This is a genomic window from Brevibacillus sp. NPDC058079 (genome assembly GCF_042885155.1).
Lineage (GTDB): Bacteria > Bacillota > Bacilli > Brevibacillales > Brevibacillaceae > Brevibacillus.
The window spans coordinates 26,735-40,412 of record NZ_JBHVSO010000002.1 but is presented as its reverse complement, the minus strand read 5'-3'; the positions used below and the strand labels follow the sequence as shown (position 1 = coordinate 40,412).

General features: G+C 47.9%; 12 protein-coding genes. 10 read left to right on the top strand and 2 right to left on the bottom strand.

Annotation, left to right across the window (positions count from 1 at the left end; genetic code table 11):
- Positions 1 to 43 precede the first annotated feature (43 nt).
- A complete protein-coding gene (locus ACFVS2_RS06720; RefSeq protein WP_173617480.1) occupies positions 44 to 886 on the bottom strand; it encodes a lipoate--protein ligase family protein in 843 nt (280 codons plus the stop codon).
- A 166-nt stretch (positions 887 to 1,052) separates the two neighbouring features.
- Positions 1,053 to 2,300 (bottom strand): S-layer homology domain-containing protein, encoded by a 1,248-nt coding sequence (locus ACFVS2_RS06715; protein ID WP_390232551.1) that lies wholly within the window; start codon positions 2,298 to 2,300, stop codon positions 1,053 to 1,055.
- Positions 2,301 to 2,454: 154 nt separating this feature from the next.
- Between ACFVS2_RS06715 and ACFVS2_RS06710 the strand changes: the two genes are divergently transcribed.
- The 10 genes from ACFVS2_RS06710 (at position 2,455) to ACFVS2_RS06665 (ending at position 13,559) form a co-directional block, all read left to right on the top strand.
- Positions 2,455 to 3,126 carry an HAD family hydrolase gene (locus ACFVS2_RS06710; RefSeq protein ID WP_390232548.1) on the top strand — a complete coding sequence of 224 codons (672 nt, stop codon included), beginning with the start codon at positions 2,455 to 2,457 and terminating at the stop codon, positions 3,124 to 3,126.
- A 317-nt stretch (positions 3,127 to 3,443) separates the two neighbouring features.
- Positions 3,444 to 4,955 (top strand): tRNA (N6-isopentenyl adenosine(37)-C2)-methylthiotransferase MiaB, encoded by a 1,512-nt coding sequence (miaB, locus tag ACFVS2_RS06705; protein WP_390232545.1) that lies wholly within the window; start codon positions 3,444 to 3,446, stop codon positions 4,953 to 4,955.
- A 6-nt stretch (positions 4,956 to 4,961) separates the two neighbouring features.
- Positions 4,962 to 5,405, top strand: coding sequence for a YlbF/YmcA family competence regulator (locus ACFVS2_RS06700; RefSeq protein WP_007719127.1), 444 nt, complete (start codon positions 4,962 to 4,964; stop codon positions 5,403 to 5,405).
- A 136-nt stretch (positions 5,406 to 5,541) separates the two neighbouring features.
- Positions 5,542 to 6,102 carry an outer spore coat protein CotE gene (gene cotE / locus ACFVS2_RS06695; protein WP_173617483.1) on the top strand — a complete coding sequence of 187 codons (561 nt, stop codon included), beginning with the start codon at positions 5,542 to 5,544 and terminating at the stop codon, positions 6,100 to 6,102.
- Between the two features lie 110 nt (positions 6,103 to 6,212).
- Positions 6,213 to 7,502 (top strand): putative amidoligase domain-containing protein, encoded by a 1,290-nt coding sequence (locus ACFVS2_RS06690; RefSeq protein WP_390232541.1) that lies wholly within the window; start codon positions 6,213 to 6,215, stop codon positions 7,500 to 7,502.
- Between the two features lie 88 nt (positions 7,503 to 7,590).
- Positions 7,591 to 10,179 (top strand): DNA mismatch repair protein MutS, encoded by a 2,589-nt coding sequence (gene mutS / locus ACFVS2_RS06685; protein ID WP_390232538.1) that lies wholly within the window; start codon positions 7,591 to 7,593, stop codon positions 10,177 to 10,179.
- Positions 10,180 to 10,203: 24 nt separating this feature from the next.
- On the top strand, positions 10,204 to 12,234 hold the full coding sequence (gene mutL / locus ACFVS2_RS06680; protein ID WP_390232536.1) for a DNA mismatch repair endonuclease MutL: 2,031 nt from the start codon (positions 10,204 to 10,206) through the stop codon (positions 12,232 to 12,234).
- 69 nt (positions 12,235 to 12,303) lie between these two features.
- A complete protein-coding gene (locus ACFVS2_RS06675) occupies positions 12,304 to 12,615 on the top strand; it encodes a polysaccharide deacetylase family protein (protein ID WP_390232533.1) in 312 nt (103 codons plus the stop codon).
- A gap of 82 nt (positions 12,616 to 12,697) precedes the next feature.
- On the top strand, positions 12,698 to 12,955 hold the full coding sequence (locus ACFVS2_RS06670; RefSeq protein WP_390232530.1) for a hemolysin XhlA family protein: 258 nt from the start codon (positions 12,698 to 12,700) through the stop codon (positions 12,953 to 12,955).
- A 148-nt stretch (positions 12,956 to 13,103) separates the two neighbouring features.
- A complete protein-coding gene (locus ACFVS2_RS06665) occupies positions 13,104 to 13,559 on the top strand; it encodes a DUF1906 domain-containing protein (protein WP_390232527.1) in 456 nt (151 codons plus the stop codon).
- Positions 13,560 to 13,678 lie beyond the last annotated feature (119 nt).

Here is a 13,678-nt window from a genome sequence, read left to right as displayed (position 1 = left end):
TTACCGGCAGCACCTGGAGAATCAAAAGCAAGTAAATTGCCCGTTATTCGGGTAAGTGCCAGTCAGGTGCGGCCAGTTCTTTTGCGGTATAAGAAAATAAGTGTAATCGTTGCGACAAATGATGCCTCGACTCTGTCACTAACTCATTTTGCACATAAAAGGGGGTAGGTGATACAGCCCACTCAGAACGAATTGTCTCCAATAGACGTGCTTTCACATCATCTATAGTGGCCAATTTTCCAGTCAAACTCGCAATACTGCCAACAGTAGAAGCATTGATGGAAGGAATTGGCTTATGACTTTGCATTTCATCCAAGCCTGCGAGATGGTAAAAGCGTTCCATCCATTCCCCTCGTGGCCGATCATCTACGTTAATGCATAACTGCAAAATAGAACCGTGTCGCGTGCGTCTTTGTGCCATACCTCCGATTTTTTTACCGTGAATGGAAAAATCGTATTCCCCTGCACAGTAGGAACCCTTCACTTCTCCAAATTCCAGCTTCCCGTAATCGCGCAGGCCCACATCAAGAAGCTGGGCTACAAACGAGAAGAAGGAGTCAATGGAAATCGAAGTGTCAGGCAATAAACAAGCCATATTGAGTACGCCAGCATCAAGCGGAACACAAGCTCCACCAGACGAGCGAAGAACACAACCAAAGCCATCTTGACCGAATTCACGCAAGGCTTGTTGGAGATGAGGAAGCTTGGCGTCTCTGCGGCCGAGATACAGCGCCTGATCGTACACCCAGAGATGAATCACAGGGGATGCAGATTCAAATTGCATGCTGGCTGCCAACGCTTCATCACGGATTAAAGGCTCAAGTGGACTATCCTGGTAGGTACCGGAGTCCATCCAACGAAACGGTTGATTAACAGAAAATGACATAGGAAGGCTCCTTCACAGGACAAGAATAGCTACCATTATAACATCTGAAATGCGTTTATTTCTACGTTTTCGCTATCTTTTTTCCATTTGGTAGAACATGCATGTCAAGTAGAGTGAAAAAATACCCGACAGGCCAAGATAGCTTGTCGGGTATTCATATGGTTCTTTATTTGGTCTCCTTGAAGGAGAAATTGTCCAGATAGGTCGTTTTGCGAGGCGCGTTTTCAGTTGCCTCTTCTTGCAGGTACAGACCGAGCTTTGTGCCTTCTTGTTTCACATACTGTTGACCGAACAAGTATTGATCGTTCAGGTAAATGGAAACAGTGTTCTCGTTAACTTCTACTTTTAAGCGATTGCTGGATTTCAGCTTGTAGGAGCTAGAAGTAATGATGTCAATATCGTCTTCTTCGACATCATTCACTTTACCTAAAACAACGCGATCTTTTTGGACGAATACAACATTGGCTTTTCCGTCTTTACCGTTGAAGTAAAGGCCTCCTAAACCTTCACTGCCAACGACATTGACATCAACGCTCAATTCGTATTTCTTAACTTTGTCAGACTCATTCCAATTAAGTGGCAGGAAGTAGTGATCCAGATCATCGTCATCGGATTCCGCTGTCACTTGTTTGCTAGCGACCTCCCAGTTTCCTGTCGCTTTGTCTGTATCCCAGTTTTTCAATTTGGAATCAGAGAAGGAGTCGCTGATATTGAGTCGCTCTGGTTCTGGCTGAGGCTGTGGTTGACCAGGGGTAGGGAATACAATTTTGATCTCATCATCATCGTCACGATCCAAAATAGCACGATAGAGCAGAGAAGCAGCTTCCGCACGAGTAATCGGATCTTGTGGACGGAAATTGCCATTGTATCCTTTCATCAGATCAGTTTGGATCGCGATCGCAATATACGGACGTAGAGCTGACGAAATATCGTCGTAATCACGGAACTTTTTCAATTGATTCAGGTCGGCTTTGTACTTTTGATCGTAGCCCAACAGGCGTACCAATGCGACAGCAATGTCTTCACGTACTGCAGCTTGATCTGGCTTATACGTGTAGGTGGAGCCGGATTTGTAACCAGTCAAGTAAGGCTTGGCGTATTCCACATACAGAAATGCCCAGTGATGACGCGGTACATCCTTAAAGGTTTGGTCGACGTAGCGTTTGTTTATATCTACATCTGCTGCTGCGATCATAATCTTGGCAAATTCGGCGCGGGTAACTTCATTGTTCGGTCTAAATGTCCGATTGTCGTACCCTTTGATGATCCCTTTTGCCGCCATCTCCGTAATTTCCTTGTATGCCCAATGGCTACGTGGAACGTCTGAGAACGAAGGAGTGGAAGCGGCACCGACGACTGGGATAACCGTTAAGAATATCAACACCGACAAAAATACGGCTAGTGCTCTTTTCATGTTAACCTCCTCAAAATGGCAATGTAGTTTTTGTTGACTGCTATTCAGACGGCGAGTGGGCTTGTATTGTTGCAGGAGAAAAAAATATTATGGTGAAAATAGGAAAAAAGACGGAGTTTCAAAAAATTTGGCAGGTAAGGAGGAGCATGTACCAATGGTAAGGGCATGCTTGTTTGATTTGGATGGAACGCTTTTGGATCGGGAACGGTCATTGGATGCATTTTTGGCACGACAATATAAACGTACACAGCCGCTCCAGAAAAGAATGTCACTGAATGCGTTCTTGTCCCGTTTTCATGAGCTGGACCAGCGTGGGTATGTGTGGAAAGACGTTGTCTATCAGACCATCGTGGAAGAGTCAACGATCGAAGAGGTTACTTCAGCATTTTTATTAGAAGAATACGTACAGCTATTTTGGCAGGACTGTCTGGCATTTACAGGTGTAGTTGAAACACTTCAGATCTTACGCCAATCGGGCATGAAGCTAGGGATCATTACGAATGGACACAGTGAGTTTCAAATGAAAAACTTGAATGCGATTGGAATTGAAGCATTTTTTCATGCCTTTTTGATTTCGGAGCGGGAAGGGGTGTCCAAGCCAGAGTCAATCATATTTGAAAGAGCACTGGACCGGCTGGGAGTGAAAGCGAGTGAAGCGGTATATGTGGGGGATCACCCGGTTAACGATGTACAAGGTGCGCGTGCGGCAGGGATGAAGGCAGTTTGGAAGCGGGACATGTTTTGGGGGGATAACGTGGAGGCAGACGCTATCATCGATGAAATCCCCCAACTGATCACGATCCTAGGAGAGTGGCGAGAAAAATAGAGGAATCTCCCCATCAGCAAACGTACAAACGAGAAGGTTCAGGCGAACATAACAACCGAATCTGCCGTATCAATATGTTTTTTCTCTTGCGAAATCAAGCGATTTGCGTGCGCCGATGATGTCTTTCTTTGCGAGCATCTCACCAAACAACCACATCCTCTTGCCGGGAATACCCAGAGATGATCGGAACGGTCACTCGCCGTTTCGTACATATTTTGCCTCATAATGGTTATTATGCATTAGCTTTTGTATCACCCAAAATGATATAATTCTTTATTGGTTACTTATGTAGATGATTTTAGCTGAGGTGATACATGATGAAGGAAACGAAAGAGGCGACTGTGGACTTAAAATCCGATAAGTCTCCAAAGAAAACGGAAGACTATGCGAAATACTTCCAGGCCCCCTCTCTGAAAGATGCGAAAAAGCGTGGTAAGGAAGAGATTTTAGTCCATTACGATTTTAATATCCCAGAAGGCATGCAGAACATCGGAAAAGGAAAGCGTTATCATGTTCGTACGTATGGCTGCCAAATGAACGAGCATGATTCGGAGACGATTTCTGGTATCTTGAAGGCAATGGGCTATACCTCCTCTGACTCTGTCGAAGATGCGGATGTCATCCTATTTAACACCTGTGCGATCCGCGAAAATGCAGAGGATAAAGTATTTGGAGAGCTTGGCCACATGAAGCGGCTCAAGAATAACAATCCGAATCTGATCCTCGGTGTTTGCGGCTGTATGTCCCAAGAAGAGAAAGTCGTCAAGAAAATCCTGAAAAGCTACCAGCAGGTTGACTTGATTTTTGGAACGCACAATATTCACCGATTGCCAGAACTGTTGCGCGATGCGATGTTCAGCAAAGAAATGGTGATTGAGGTTTGGTCCAAAGAAGGCGATATCGTCGAAAATATGCCGAAGCTCCGCGAAGGAAACACCAAGGGCTGGGTTAACATCATGTACGGCTGTGACAAGTTCTGTACGTACTGTATCGTGCCGTATACCCGCGGAAAAGAGCGCAGTCGACGCCCGGAAGATGTTATCGCAGAAGTGCGTGATCTCGCTCGCCAAGGCTTTAAGGAAATCATGCTTCTTGGACAAAACGTCAATGCGTATGGGAAAGATTTTGAGGATATCGAGTATGGTTTTGGAGACCTGATGGACGAGGTCCGCAAGATTGATATCCCGCGCGTGCGCTTCACGACAAGTCATCCGCGTGATTTTGACGACCACTTGATCGAGGTGCTGGCAAAGGGAGGCAACCTGGTGGAGCAAATCCATTTGCCTGTTCAATCCGGATCGACAGAAGTACTCAAGCGGATGGCGCGCAAATATTCGCGTGAGCATTATCTGGAGCTCGTTCGCAAAATCAAGGACGCGATCCCGAATGTCTCACTTTCTACCGATATTATTGTTGGCTTCCCAGGCGAAACCGATGAGCAGTTTGAAGATACCATTTCGATGGTGGAAGAGGTTAAGTATGAATTTGCGTATACCTTCATTTATTCCCCACGTGAAGGTACACCGGCCGCTGTCATGGAAGACAACGTTCCAATGGAAGTGAAAAAAGCGCGCTTATATCGACTCAATGAAGTGCTGGCTCGCATCGCACTGGAGCAGAACAAAAAACTGCAGGATCAGGTTGTCGAGGTACTGGTGGAAGGAGAATCGAGGACGAATGCGGAAGTGCTTGCGGGACGTACGCGTACGAACAAGCTGGTCCATTTCACCGGCGACAAATCCTTGATCGGACAGTATGTGCACATAAAAATTACAGATGCGAAAACGTGGACACTCCACGGAGAACTCGTATCCAAAGTTGAGGTGTAGGTCATAATGGAACAAACAAACGTGTATACCCAGAATGAAATTCTTGAGAAAGCTCGCGAACTTGCAGCTATGATCGCGCGTACGAATGAAGTCGATTTCTTCAAACGTGCCGAACTGCAAATCAAGCACAATGAACGTGTGCAAGATTTAATTGATACATTAAAGCAGAAGCAAAAGCAAATGGTGATGTTTGAATCCATCAACAAGCCGGAACTGGTGAAAAAAGTGGAAGGCGAGTACAACCAATTGCATGAGGAGCTGGATTCCATTCCAATCGTTACGGAATTCAAGCAATCGCAGGTCGATGTGAACGATCTTTTGCAAATGGTCACGAACGTGATCACGAACACCGTTTCGGAGCGTATTATTTTGGATACAGGCGGAAACCCATTGACCGGAGAGACAGGTGGCGGGCCTGAAAAGAAAAAATCTGGCGGTTGCTGCTCCTAATTCTTGATAAAAAGCCTTCCCGGCGCTGTTTTGATGAATACCCAACAACTTTCCCAAATATAAGGTGGTTGTTTGCACGCTAGTCGAATGCCCTGCATACAAATGTACAGAAACGTTGTATGGAGGAGGTAACGAAATGTCGGGTATAGACAAAGATCTACAGTGCCGGGAACTTATCGCGAAAGCAGTCTGCGGCAAAGGCCATAAATTTTCTATTACCACCCACACCATCATACCGTCGCAAACTCCTTCGACGATCCTCGGATGCTGGATTATAAACACGAACTTCCAAGCAGAGAAAGTCGGAGATGCCGTTGAAGTATCTGGTACGTATGACGTCAACCTGTGGTTTTCGTTTGCTAATAACACGCAAACCGAAGTCAAGCGGGAAACTGTTCAGTTCTCCGTACTCGTACCGCTTACGTTCTTCGACAAGAACTGCAGAGGCGATCTGGAAATCGTTGCACGCGCCGTGGAGCAACCGAAGTGCATAAAAGCGGAGTTAAGTGGTGGTGGCACAATCACAGTCAGAGTTGAAAGTGAATATGCAGTAGAGGTTATTGGGGAAACAAAGGTGTGCGTTGTTGTCTGCAATAGTTGTGATGAAAAAGAGTTTCATCTGAGTGACGACTTTGAAGATAACAGTGACGAGTTTGATGACTTTGATTCCGCTACGCTACTCGACGAGCTCGACTAAAGAGGAGAAATTATCTCCTCTTTTTTCTTTTTTTCGGATATGTACCATTCACACTTTTTTCTAGGCGCAGTCATAAGATAACCAGAGAATAGCGGGGGAGTGTGGAAGGCATGATTCTACGCACAAAGGCGAGTCGGCTAGCTAACAAGCAGGAAGCGCCAGCAACACAACCGATGACGGCCAACGCTAAAGAAGTCGTAGCTTATTTGCATCGTCCAGAAATCGGGCGCTGGTTGGTCCGGCAAGGGAGAATACCTGTAACGACAGGAAAAGCAGCGCGACCGGGCTGGCGGACATATAGGATCTGCCTTTACCAAGACTATGTACTGGATATCGCCAGGAGCGAGGAGCAATCACAATGGCTGCTGCACCGGATGGAGGAGCCCGAATGGTATTCCGTCTCCTTGCCTTCCACCGAAACGGAGGTTCAGGTGGTGCAAGGGATAGCTGCTCGAAGTTTGTATGCCGCCGGAGCCGATGCGGGTCAAGTGACGATCATGGCTGCTTCTCCCCATCGTCTTAAGGTCGTCGAGGTGGAACCAAATTGGCCAGCCAAGCATGCTGACGAATATATGCAGCGGACTCGAGATTGGTGGGAAGGTCGGATACGCAAACAACCGCAAAAGCTGCAAAGCATGGGGGCTGATCCCGAGTTTGCTTTACGCAAGCCTACAGGAGAGATGGCACTTGCTTCTGACTTCCTGAGTATTAATGGCACGGTTGGGTGTGATACGACACGCTATCGGGAAGAATTAGGTCTTCATCAGCACCCAGTTGCGGAGTTGAGACCTGCGCCATCGGAGGACCCTGATCAATTATTTATGCATATCTACGATAATCTGGTACTCGCATCCCAAAAAATAGGGAATTCGTCTATCGAATGGCTCGCTGGCGGAATGCCGTTTCAAGGTTACCCAATCGGTGGGCATATTCATTTTGGCGGGCTTACCCCTACTTTTTCTCTTCGGCGAAAGTTGGATGCGTACTTGGCTCTTCCTCTTGTTCTGATTGAGGATGCAGGTTGTATGAGCCGGAGAGAGCGATATGGATTTTTGGGGGATGTAAGGGAGAAGGAATATGGATTCGAATATCGTACACTCCCCAGCTGGCTGGTTGATCCCCTTGTCACTCGAGGTATTCTTCATTTGGCCCATTTGGTTGCAACCAATCACGAGAAGCTACAAGCGACGCCTCATCTAAAGCTCCCACTCATCAAAGCGTACTACCAGGGCGAAAAAGAAAAGCTCCTACCGTACGTTGCCCAAGTCTGGCAAGAATTAAAGGAGCTACCAGGCTATACGCTGTCACGAATTCATTTGGATCGATACTTTTCTTTTTTAATCGAAAGCCAATCGTGGAAAACGGATGAAGACCTTCGCAAGACATGGAAGCTACTATAAACAGATCTACCATCGGATGCAGGGTCAACATTACCGTACAATCATGATATAATAGCGACGAGAATTAGTAGGCTAGGAGAAGAAAACCATGGCTCAATATACCCCGATGATTCAACAGTATCTAGCTATCAAAAAAGATTATCCGGATACTTTCTTATTTTTTCGCTTAGGCGATTTTTATGAACTGTTTTTTGATGACGCCATTCTTGCGTCCCGTGAGCTGGAAATTACACTGACGGGACGTGAGGGTGGTGGTTCTGAGCGCATACCAATGTGTGGTGTTCCACATCATGCGGCAGATGGCTATATTGCAGAGCTACTGAAAAAAGGACATAAAGTAGCCGTTTGCGAGCAAGTCGAAGATCCAAAAGAAGCCAAAGGGGTCGTTCGCAGGGAAGTTACACGCGTCATTACCCCGGGTACGATGATGGAAGGCAAATGGCTGACGGATAAGGAAAACAATTACATGGCAGCGTTGGCCCAAGTAGAAGGGCGAACAGGTGTTGCTGCGTGTGATATGAGTACAGGCGAGATGTACGTGACGTCCTTGGTGGGACAGGCAGAGGCATTTCTAGATGAAGCCTTGCAATACCGCCCCAAGGAGCTCGTCTTTTTTGGCCTCGCTGTTTTGCCGAAGACAGCACTGCCATCTACTGTCGTGGATGCGCACCAACTGGACGCATTTGCGGTGGATAGTCAATATGCGGAGCAGGCAAAAGGGCTGGATATGTCCATGCGAGCGGCGGTCAATGCTCTCTTGTTCTACATAGGGACGACGCAAAAACGCAGTCTTGCCCATATGCGACTGTTAAAGCAGTACGATGCAAAGCAGTATCTACAAATGGACGGCTTTTCCAGACGTAATTTGGAATTGACAGAGACCATTCGCGATAAGACGAAAAAAGGCTCTCTGTTGTGGCTGTTGGATCGGACTCAAACCGCAATGGGTGGTCGTCTCTTGCGCAGATGGATTGAGCGTCCGTTGCTCAGTCGCGATCAGTTGGAGGCACGTCTGAGCGCTGTGGAAGCCTTGAAGGGTGACATGCTGCTTCGCTCCGATTTGCGGACTTGCTTGGATCGTGTCTATGATTTGGAGCGTCTGGCGGGCCGAATTTCCTACGGGAATGCGAACGCACGAGATCTCATTCAGCTGCGAATGTCTTTGGAAGCCGTACCAGAGCTGAAGCAGTATATGATCCAAACGAATACGCCGGTATTGATGGAACTGGCGCAAGGGATGGATGAGTGCACGGATATCGTCAACTATTTGGCTCATGCGCTCATGGATGATCCCCCGATATCGGTTCGTGAAGGCGGAATGATTCGGACGGGATATGATGAGTACCTGGACAAGCTCCATACGGCAAGTCGTGAAGGGAAGACATGGATTGCCCAATTGGAGCAGGGTGAACGAGAAGCGACAGGGATTCGTTCACTCAAAGTTGGCTTCAATAAGGTGTTTGGCTATTACATCGAAATATCGAAGTCCAATATCGCAAACGTTCCATCTGGGCGGTATGAGCGCAAGCAAACATTGGCCAATGCAGAGCGGTACATCACACCAGAGCTGAAGGAACGCGAAGCGCTCATTCTTGAAGCGGAAGAAAAGATGATTGAGCTGGAATACCAACTGTTCGTGGCTGTAAGAAGTGAAGTTGCGAAGCATATACCAAGATTGCAGAACCTCGCAGAGCGCATTGCATCTGTGGATGTTCTCCAGGCGTTTGCTACGGTAAGTGACGAGCGGGGCTTTATACGCCCTGAGCTTGTGGAAAACGGCGAATACGTCATTACAGAAGGGCGTCACCCAGTAGTAGAAGCCGTTCTGGAACGCGAAAAATACGTGGCAAATGACGTGGAGATGGATCAGACGAACCGTCAAGTTTTGCTCATTACGGGTCCAAATATGGCAGGTAAGAGTACGTACATGAGACAGATCGCCTTGATTACGGTGATGGCACAGATCGGTTGCTTCGTTCCGGCTAAACAGGCCAAGCTGGCGATTGTCGATCAGATCTTTACTCGGATTGGGGCAGCTGACGACCTGGTAGGTGGACACAGTACGTTTATGGTGGAAATGCTGGAGACCAGACACGCCTTGCAAAAAGCGACAGCGAAGAGCTTGATCCTGCTCGATGAAATTGGCCGCGGGACTTCGACGTACGATGGAATGGCGCTCGCACAAGCGGTCATTGAGTACATTTGCCAAAAAATCGGTGCCAAAACACTCTTCTCTACGCACTACCATGAGTTGACCGGATTAGCAGAGACGTTGAGTGGTGTCGTGAATGTCAACGCTCGATGCGAAGAACGGGAAGGAAAGCTCCTGTTCCTTCACAAGATTGAAGAAGGACGAGCAGATAAAAGTTATGGAATCCATGTGGCTGAACTGGCTGAAATGCCGACTTGGGTCATTGAACGGGCGCGCAGTATCTTAACTGGGCTTGAAGCGAATGGAAATGCAGGGAATGGAAATGCAGCGAGTGACGTGCAAATGTCGCTCGAAACGCTATGGACGGCACCAGTTGCTGCGGTGCGTGAAGAACCGATGCAGTTTACGTCGGCGGAGGAAGAATCGATTATGGCTGAACTGCGCGAGCTGGATTTGAATTCAACGACGCCAATGGACGCCATGATGAAGCTATATGCATGGAAACAGCAATTGAAAAAGCGATAGGGTTCGTCCGGAGGGGAGGCACTCATGGGAACCATTCAAGTTTTAGATGAGCATCTCGCCAATATGATTGCTGCAGGGGAAGTAGTGGAAAGACCAGCTTCGGTTGTCAAAGAGCTGGTCGAAAATGCAATTGATGCCAGTGCAACGACAATCGAGATCCACGTAGAGGAAGGCGGTCTGGAGATGATTCGGATCGTTGACAATGGGAAAGGGATGGATCGGGAAGATTGCCAGCTGGCTTTTGAGCGCCATGCCACCAGTAAAATCAGCAATGCGCGTGATTTGTTCCGCATTCGTACACTGGGATTTCGTGGCGAGGCACTGCCGAGTATTGCGGCAGTTTCGCGCATGGAGCTGACGAGCAGTACGTCCAGTAGTGAGGTAGGTACGCATCTCTTGATGGAAGGTGGGCAGCTCGGAACGATTTCCGATAAAGCCGCTGTAAAAGGGACGGAAGTATGTGTACGCAGTTTGTTTTTCAACACACCTGCTCGCTTGAAATACATGAAGTCGATCGCTACGGAAGTCGGACACATTTCCGATTATGTGAATCGGCTTGCACTTACGCATCCATCAATCTCCTTTCTGCTGACTCATAACGGCAAGACACTTTTGCAAACGTCTGGCGACGGAAAGCTGCTGCACGTCATGGCGGCTATCTACGGTGTGCAAGTAGCGAAGCTGTTGCTACCAATTGCAGGGGAGACCCTCGACTATAAGTGGTCTGGTTTTCTTTCGAAGACGGAAGTGACAAGGGCGAATCGCTCTTACCTTTCGACACTGGTAAACGGTCGGTATGTGCGCAGCTATTCAATCAACAATGCGATTATGCGCGGTTATCATACATTGTTACCCATCGGACGCTATCCGATTGTGGCTTTGCAGATCGAGATGGATCCGTCACTGGTCGATGTGAACGTACATCCTGCCAAACTAGAGGCGAGATTCAGTAAAGAAGATGAATTGTGCTGTGCAATTGAACAGTCGGTAAAAGAGACATTGCGACAAGGCTTAGGAATTGTCAGACCCATGGTTACGCAACAAAAAGCTAAGGTCGTCACCCAGGTCGTACAACCGCAGTTTGACCTGCAAATCAGCAAGCCTGAAACACCGCAATCGTCACTATTAGCAGCGAGTCCCCGACTCCAGGAATGGATGGCTAAGCAGGAAACGACAAGTAAGCAAGTGGATGTTGTGACGCATACCGCGCCATCCTTTGAGAACGGCACGGTGAAGGAGACTGCAGCCAACTATGAAAAGCTGGAGTCTGCGAAAGTAGAGGCTATCCCGCATGAAATCGTGCAAGCGACTCTGTTGGATCAAACGGACACGAGGGAAGCTTTCCAACCTTACGAGACTAAGCTTCCGTCACAGTTGGACATGGCTCCGGACAATTCAGCCGCAGCAGGTACTGATCAATCACCGCCACTCCCGGAAGCTACCAATGAAAATGAGACAGATTCACCTGTACCTGTTATGTACCCTGTTGGTCAAGTACATGGCACCTACATCGTCGCGCAAAATGACGAAGGCATGTATTTAATCGATCAACATGCCGCGCAGGAGCGGATTTTTTACGAGTATTTCATGGACAAGCTTGCAGAAGAGGGCATTTCCAGCCAGATCATGCTGTTTCCTCATACGGTGGAGTATACGGCTGCAGAGGCAAGCAAACTGGAAAAGCGACTGTCGCTTTTGCAATCGTTTGGTTTGGAGATTGAGGCGTTCGGTGGGCGGACCTTTATCGTTCGCGCTCATCCGCATTGGTTCCCAGAAGGGGCAGAGCTGGAGGTCATTGAGGAGCTCATTCAGTTTGTACTGGAAACGGGCGAAAATACCCAAGCCAATGTCGTGCTGATGCGTGAGAAAGCTGCCATCATGATGTCCTGCAAAGCATCGATTAAAGCGAATCGCTTCCTGACACATGCAGAAATGGAAAGCTTGCTGAATCAGTTGCGCAAGACGAGCAGTCCGTATACGTGCCCACACGGCAGGCCGATTGTGATTCATTTTACTGGTTATGACTTAGAAAAAATGTTTAAGCGTGTGATGTGAACATGTATGGGGAAGGATTTATTTTCGGAGTAGTCATATGGGGCGTATGATGCAAGGGTGCTGCAAGTTATGCAATCTCGCAGAGCAGATCGTACTGTCCAAGAAGATGCGGCGACAACGCCCCCACCGGATAAGCGGACGATCAAGATACGTAATGTGGATCATACGATTACACCCGCCACACTAAAAGGGCACATAGATAATGCAGCCAGTGTGTGGGGCGTTTGCTTGTTCATGTTCCATAAATTGGTCAATGCAGCTTCCTCCAGCATCGAGTACAACGTAAGTAACTTCCAAGAGTTTGTTGATTACACATATTCCCGGCGAGATGACATCGATAGCGTGACGCTGAGCGAATGGCTGGACAGTTGCGGGTTGTAGTAAACGAATAGTGTTTTTCATGAGGAGCTGCTAACGTGGCTCCTTTTACTTTTGCCCCAAGGGGGGTGAGGAGGATAAGCTCATGTCAAAAAATGAGATGCAGGTACTATCTGATATCCGCGAGCGGATTGTCCGAGTAGAGACAAAACTGGACTCTATGACTGATATTCGTGCTACAGCGGAAGAGGCGAAAGAGAAAGCGAATGAAGCACTACAATATGGGAAATCAGCGCATCATCAATTGAACGAAGTTGCTGATAATCAAAAATGGCTCTGGCGAACCGTGTTAGGCGCGGTGATCGTCGGAGCCATTGCACTTATGTGGAAGGGGATGAACTAAATGAAAGAAACGGACCTGTTGGCATTGGCCTACCAGTACCTGTTAGAAGATGCTTTGATTGTTGTTGCTGTGCTTCTTGTGGTCGGAGCGATGCTCAAGAAAACGCCATTTTCAAACAGACTTTTGATAAGAGAAAGGAAGATGCAGAATGATGATCAAGGGGATCGATTGTGCAGTACCTTTAACAGTAGAGAAAGCAAAAGCAATGGCGGCGGCAGGCATGAAATTTGTCTGTCGCTATCTTGTTCCTGCCAGTATGGAGTGGAAACGATTGACGAAGGCAGAAGCCAAGGCGATCACAGCGGCAGGGATGCAGGTCGTATCGGTCTTCCAACGCGGGACTAATGACGCTGCTGGTGGTGCAGCCAACGGCACAAGGGATGGCAAAGCTGCCCTCCAGGAAGCCAAGTTGATCGGTCAGCCTGTAGGTACTGCGATTTACTTTGCCGTGGATTTTGAGTCACAGCCAAAGGACTATGCAGCGATTGAGGCATACCTGAGAGCAGCAGCCAAGGAACTGCCTGGCGTGTATGGCTCATATTCAGTCGTTGAGGATATGGCAAAGCACGGGGCCTGCCAACATTTCTGGCTTAAAGGCAATTGACAGTTTAGCGATGAAAGGCTTGCTGAATGACCCAGATGTTTGGAAGAAACGATTGACCGATGCCCCTGCTGGTGTGCTAAACGAATTGCCCTGGCTCATGTTTACGATGCTGGATCGAG

Excerpts from the sequence above, each read along its gene's own strand:
- ACFVS2_RS06720 (WP_173617480.1), bottom strand. The coding sequence starts at position 886 with ATGTCATTTTCTGTTAATCAACCGTTTCGTTGGATGGACTCCGGTACC.
- ACFVS2_RS06715 (WP_390232551.1), bottom strand. The coding sequence starts at position 2,300 with ATGAAAAGAGCACTAGCCGTATTTTTGTCGGTGTTGATATTCTTAACG.
- ACFVS2_RS06710 (WP_390232548.1), top strand. The coding sequence starts at position 2,455 with ATGGTAAGGGCATGCTTGTTTGATTTGGATGGAACGCTTTTGGATCGG.
- miaB (WP_390232545.1), top strand. The coding sequence starts at position 3,444 with ATGAAGGAAACGAAAGAGGCGACTGTGGACTTAAAATCCGATAAGTCT.
- ACFVS2_RS06700 (WP_007719127.1), top strand. The coding sequence starts at position 4,962 with ATGGAACAAACAAACGTGTATACCCAGAATGAAATTCTTGAGAAAGCT.
- cotE (WP_173617483.1), top strand. The coding sequence starts at position 5,542 with ATGTCGGGTATAGACAAAGATCTACAGTGCCGGGAACTTATCGCGAAA.
- ACFVS2_RS06690 (WP_390232541.1), top strand. The coding sequence starts at position 6,213 with ATGATTCTACGCACAAAGGCGAGTCGGCTAGCTAACAAGCAGGAAGCG.
- mutS (WP_390232538.1), top strand. The coding sequence starts at position 7,591 with ATGGCTCAATATACCCCGATGATTCAACAGTATCTAGCTATCAAAAAA.
- mutL (WP_390232536.1), top strand. The coding sequence starts at position 10,204 with ATGGGAACCATTCAAGTTTTAGATGAGCATCTCGCCAATATGATTGCT.
- ACFVS2_RS06675 (WP_390232533.1), top strand. The coding sequence starts at position 12,304 with ATGCAATCTCGCAGAGCAGATCGTACTGTCCAAGAAGATGCGGCGACA.
- ACFVS2_RS06670 (WP_390232530.1), top strand. The coding sequence starts at position 12,698 with ATGTCAAAAAATGAGATGCAGGTACTATCTGATATCCGCGAGCGGATT.
- ACFVS2_RS06665 (WP_390232527.1), top strand. The coding sequence starts at position 13,104 with ATGATGATCAAGGGGATCGATTGTGCAGTACCTTTAACAGTAGAGAAA.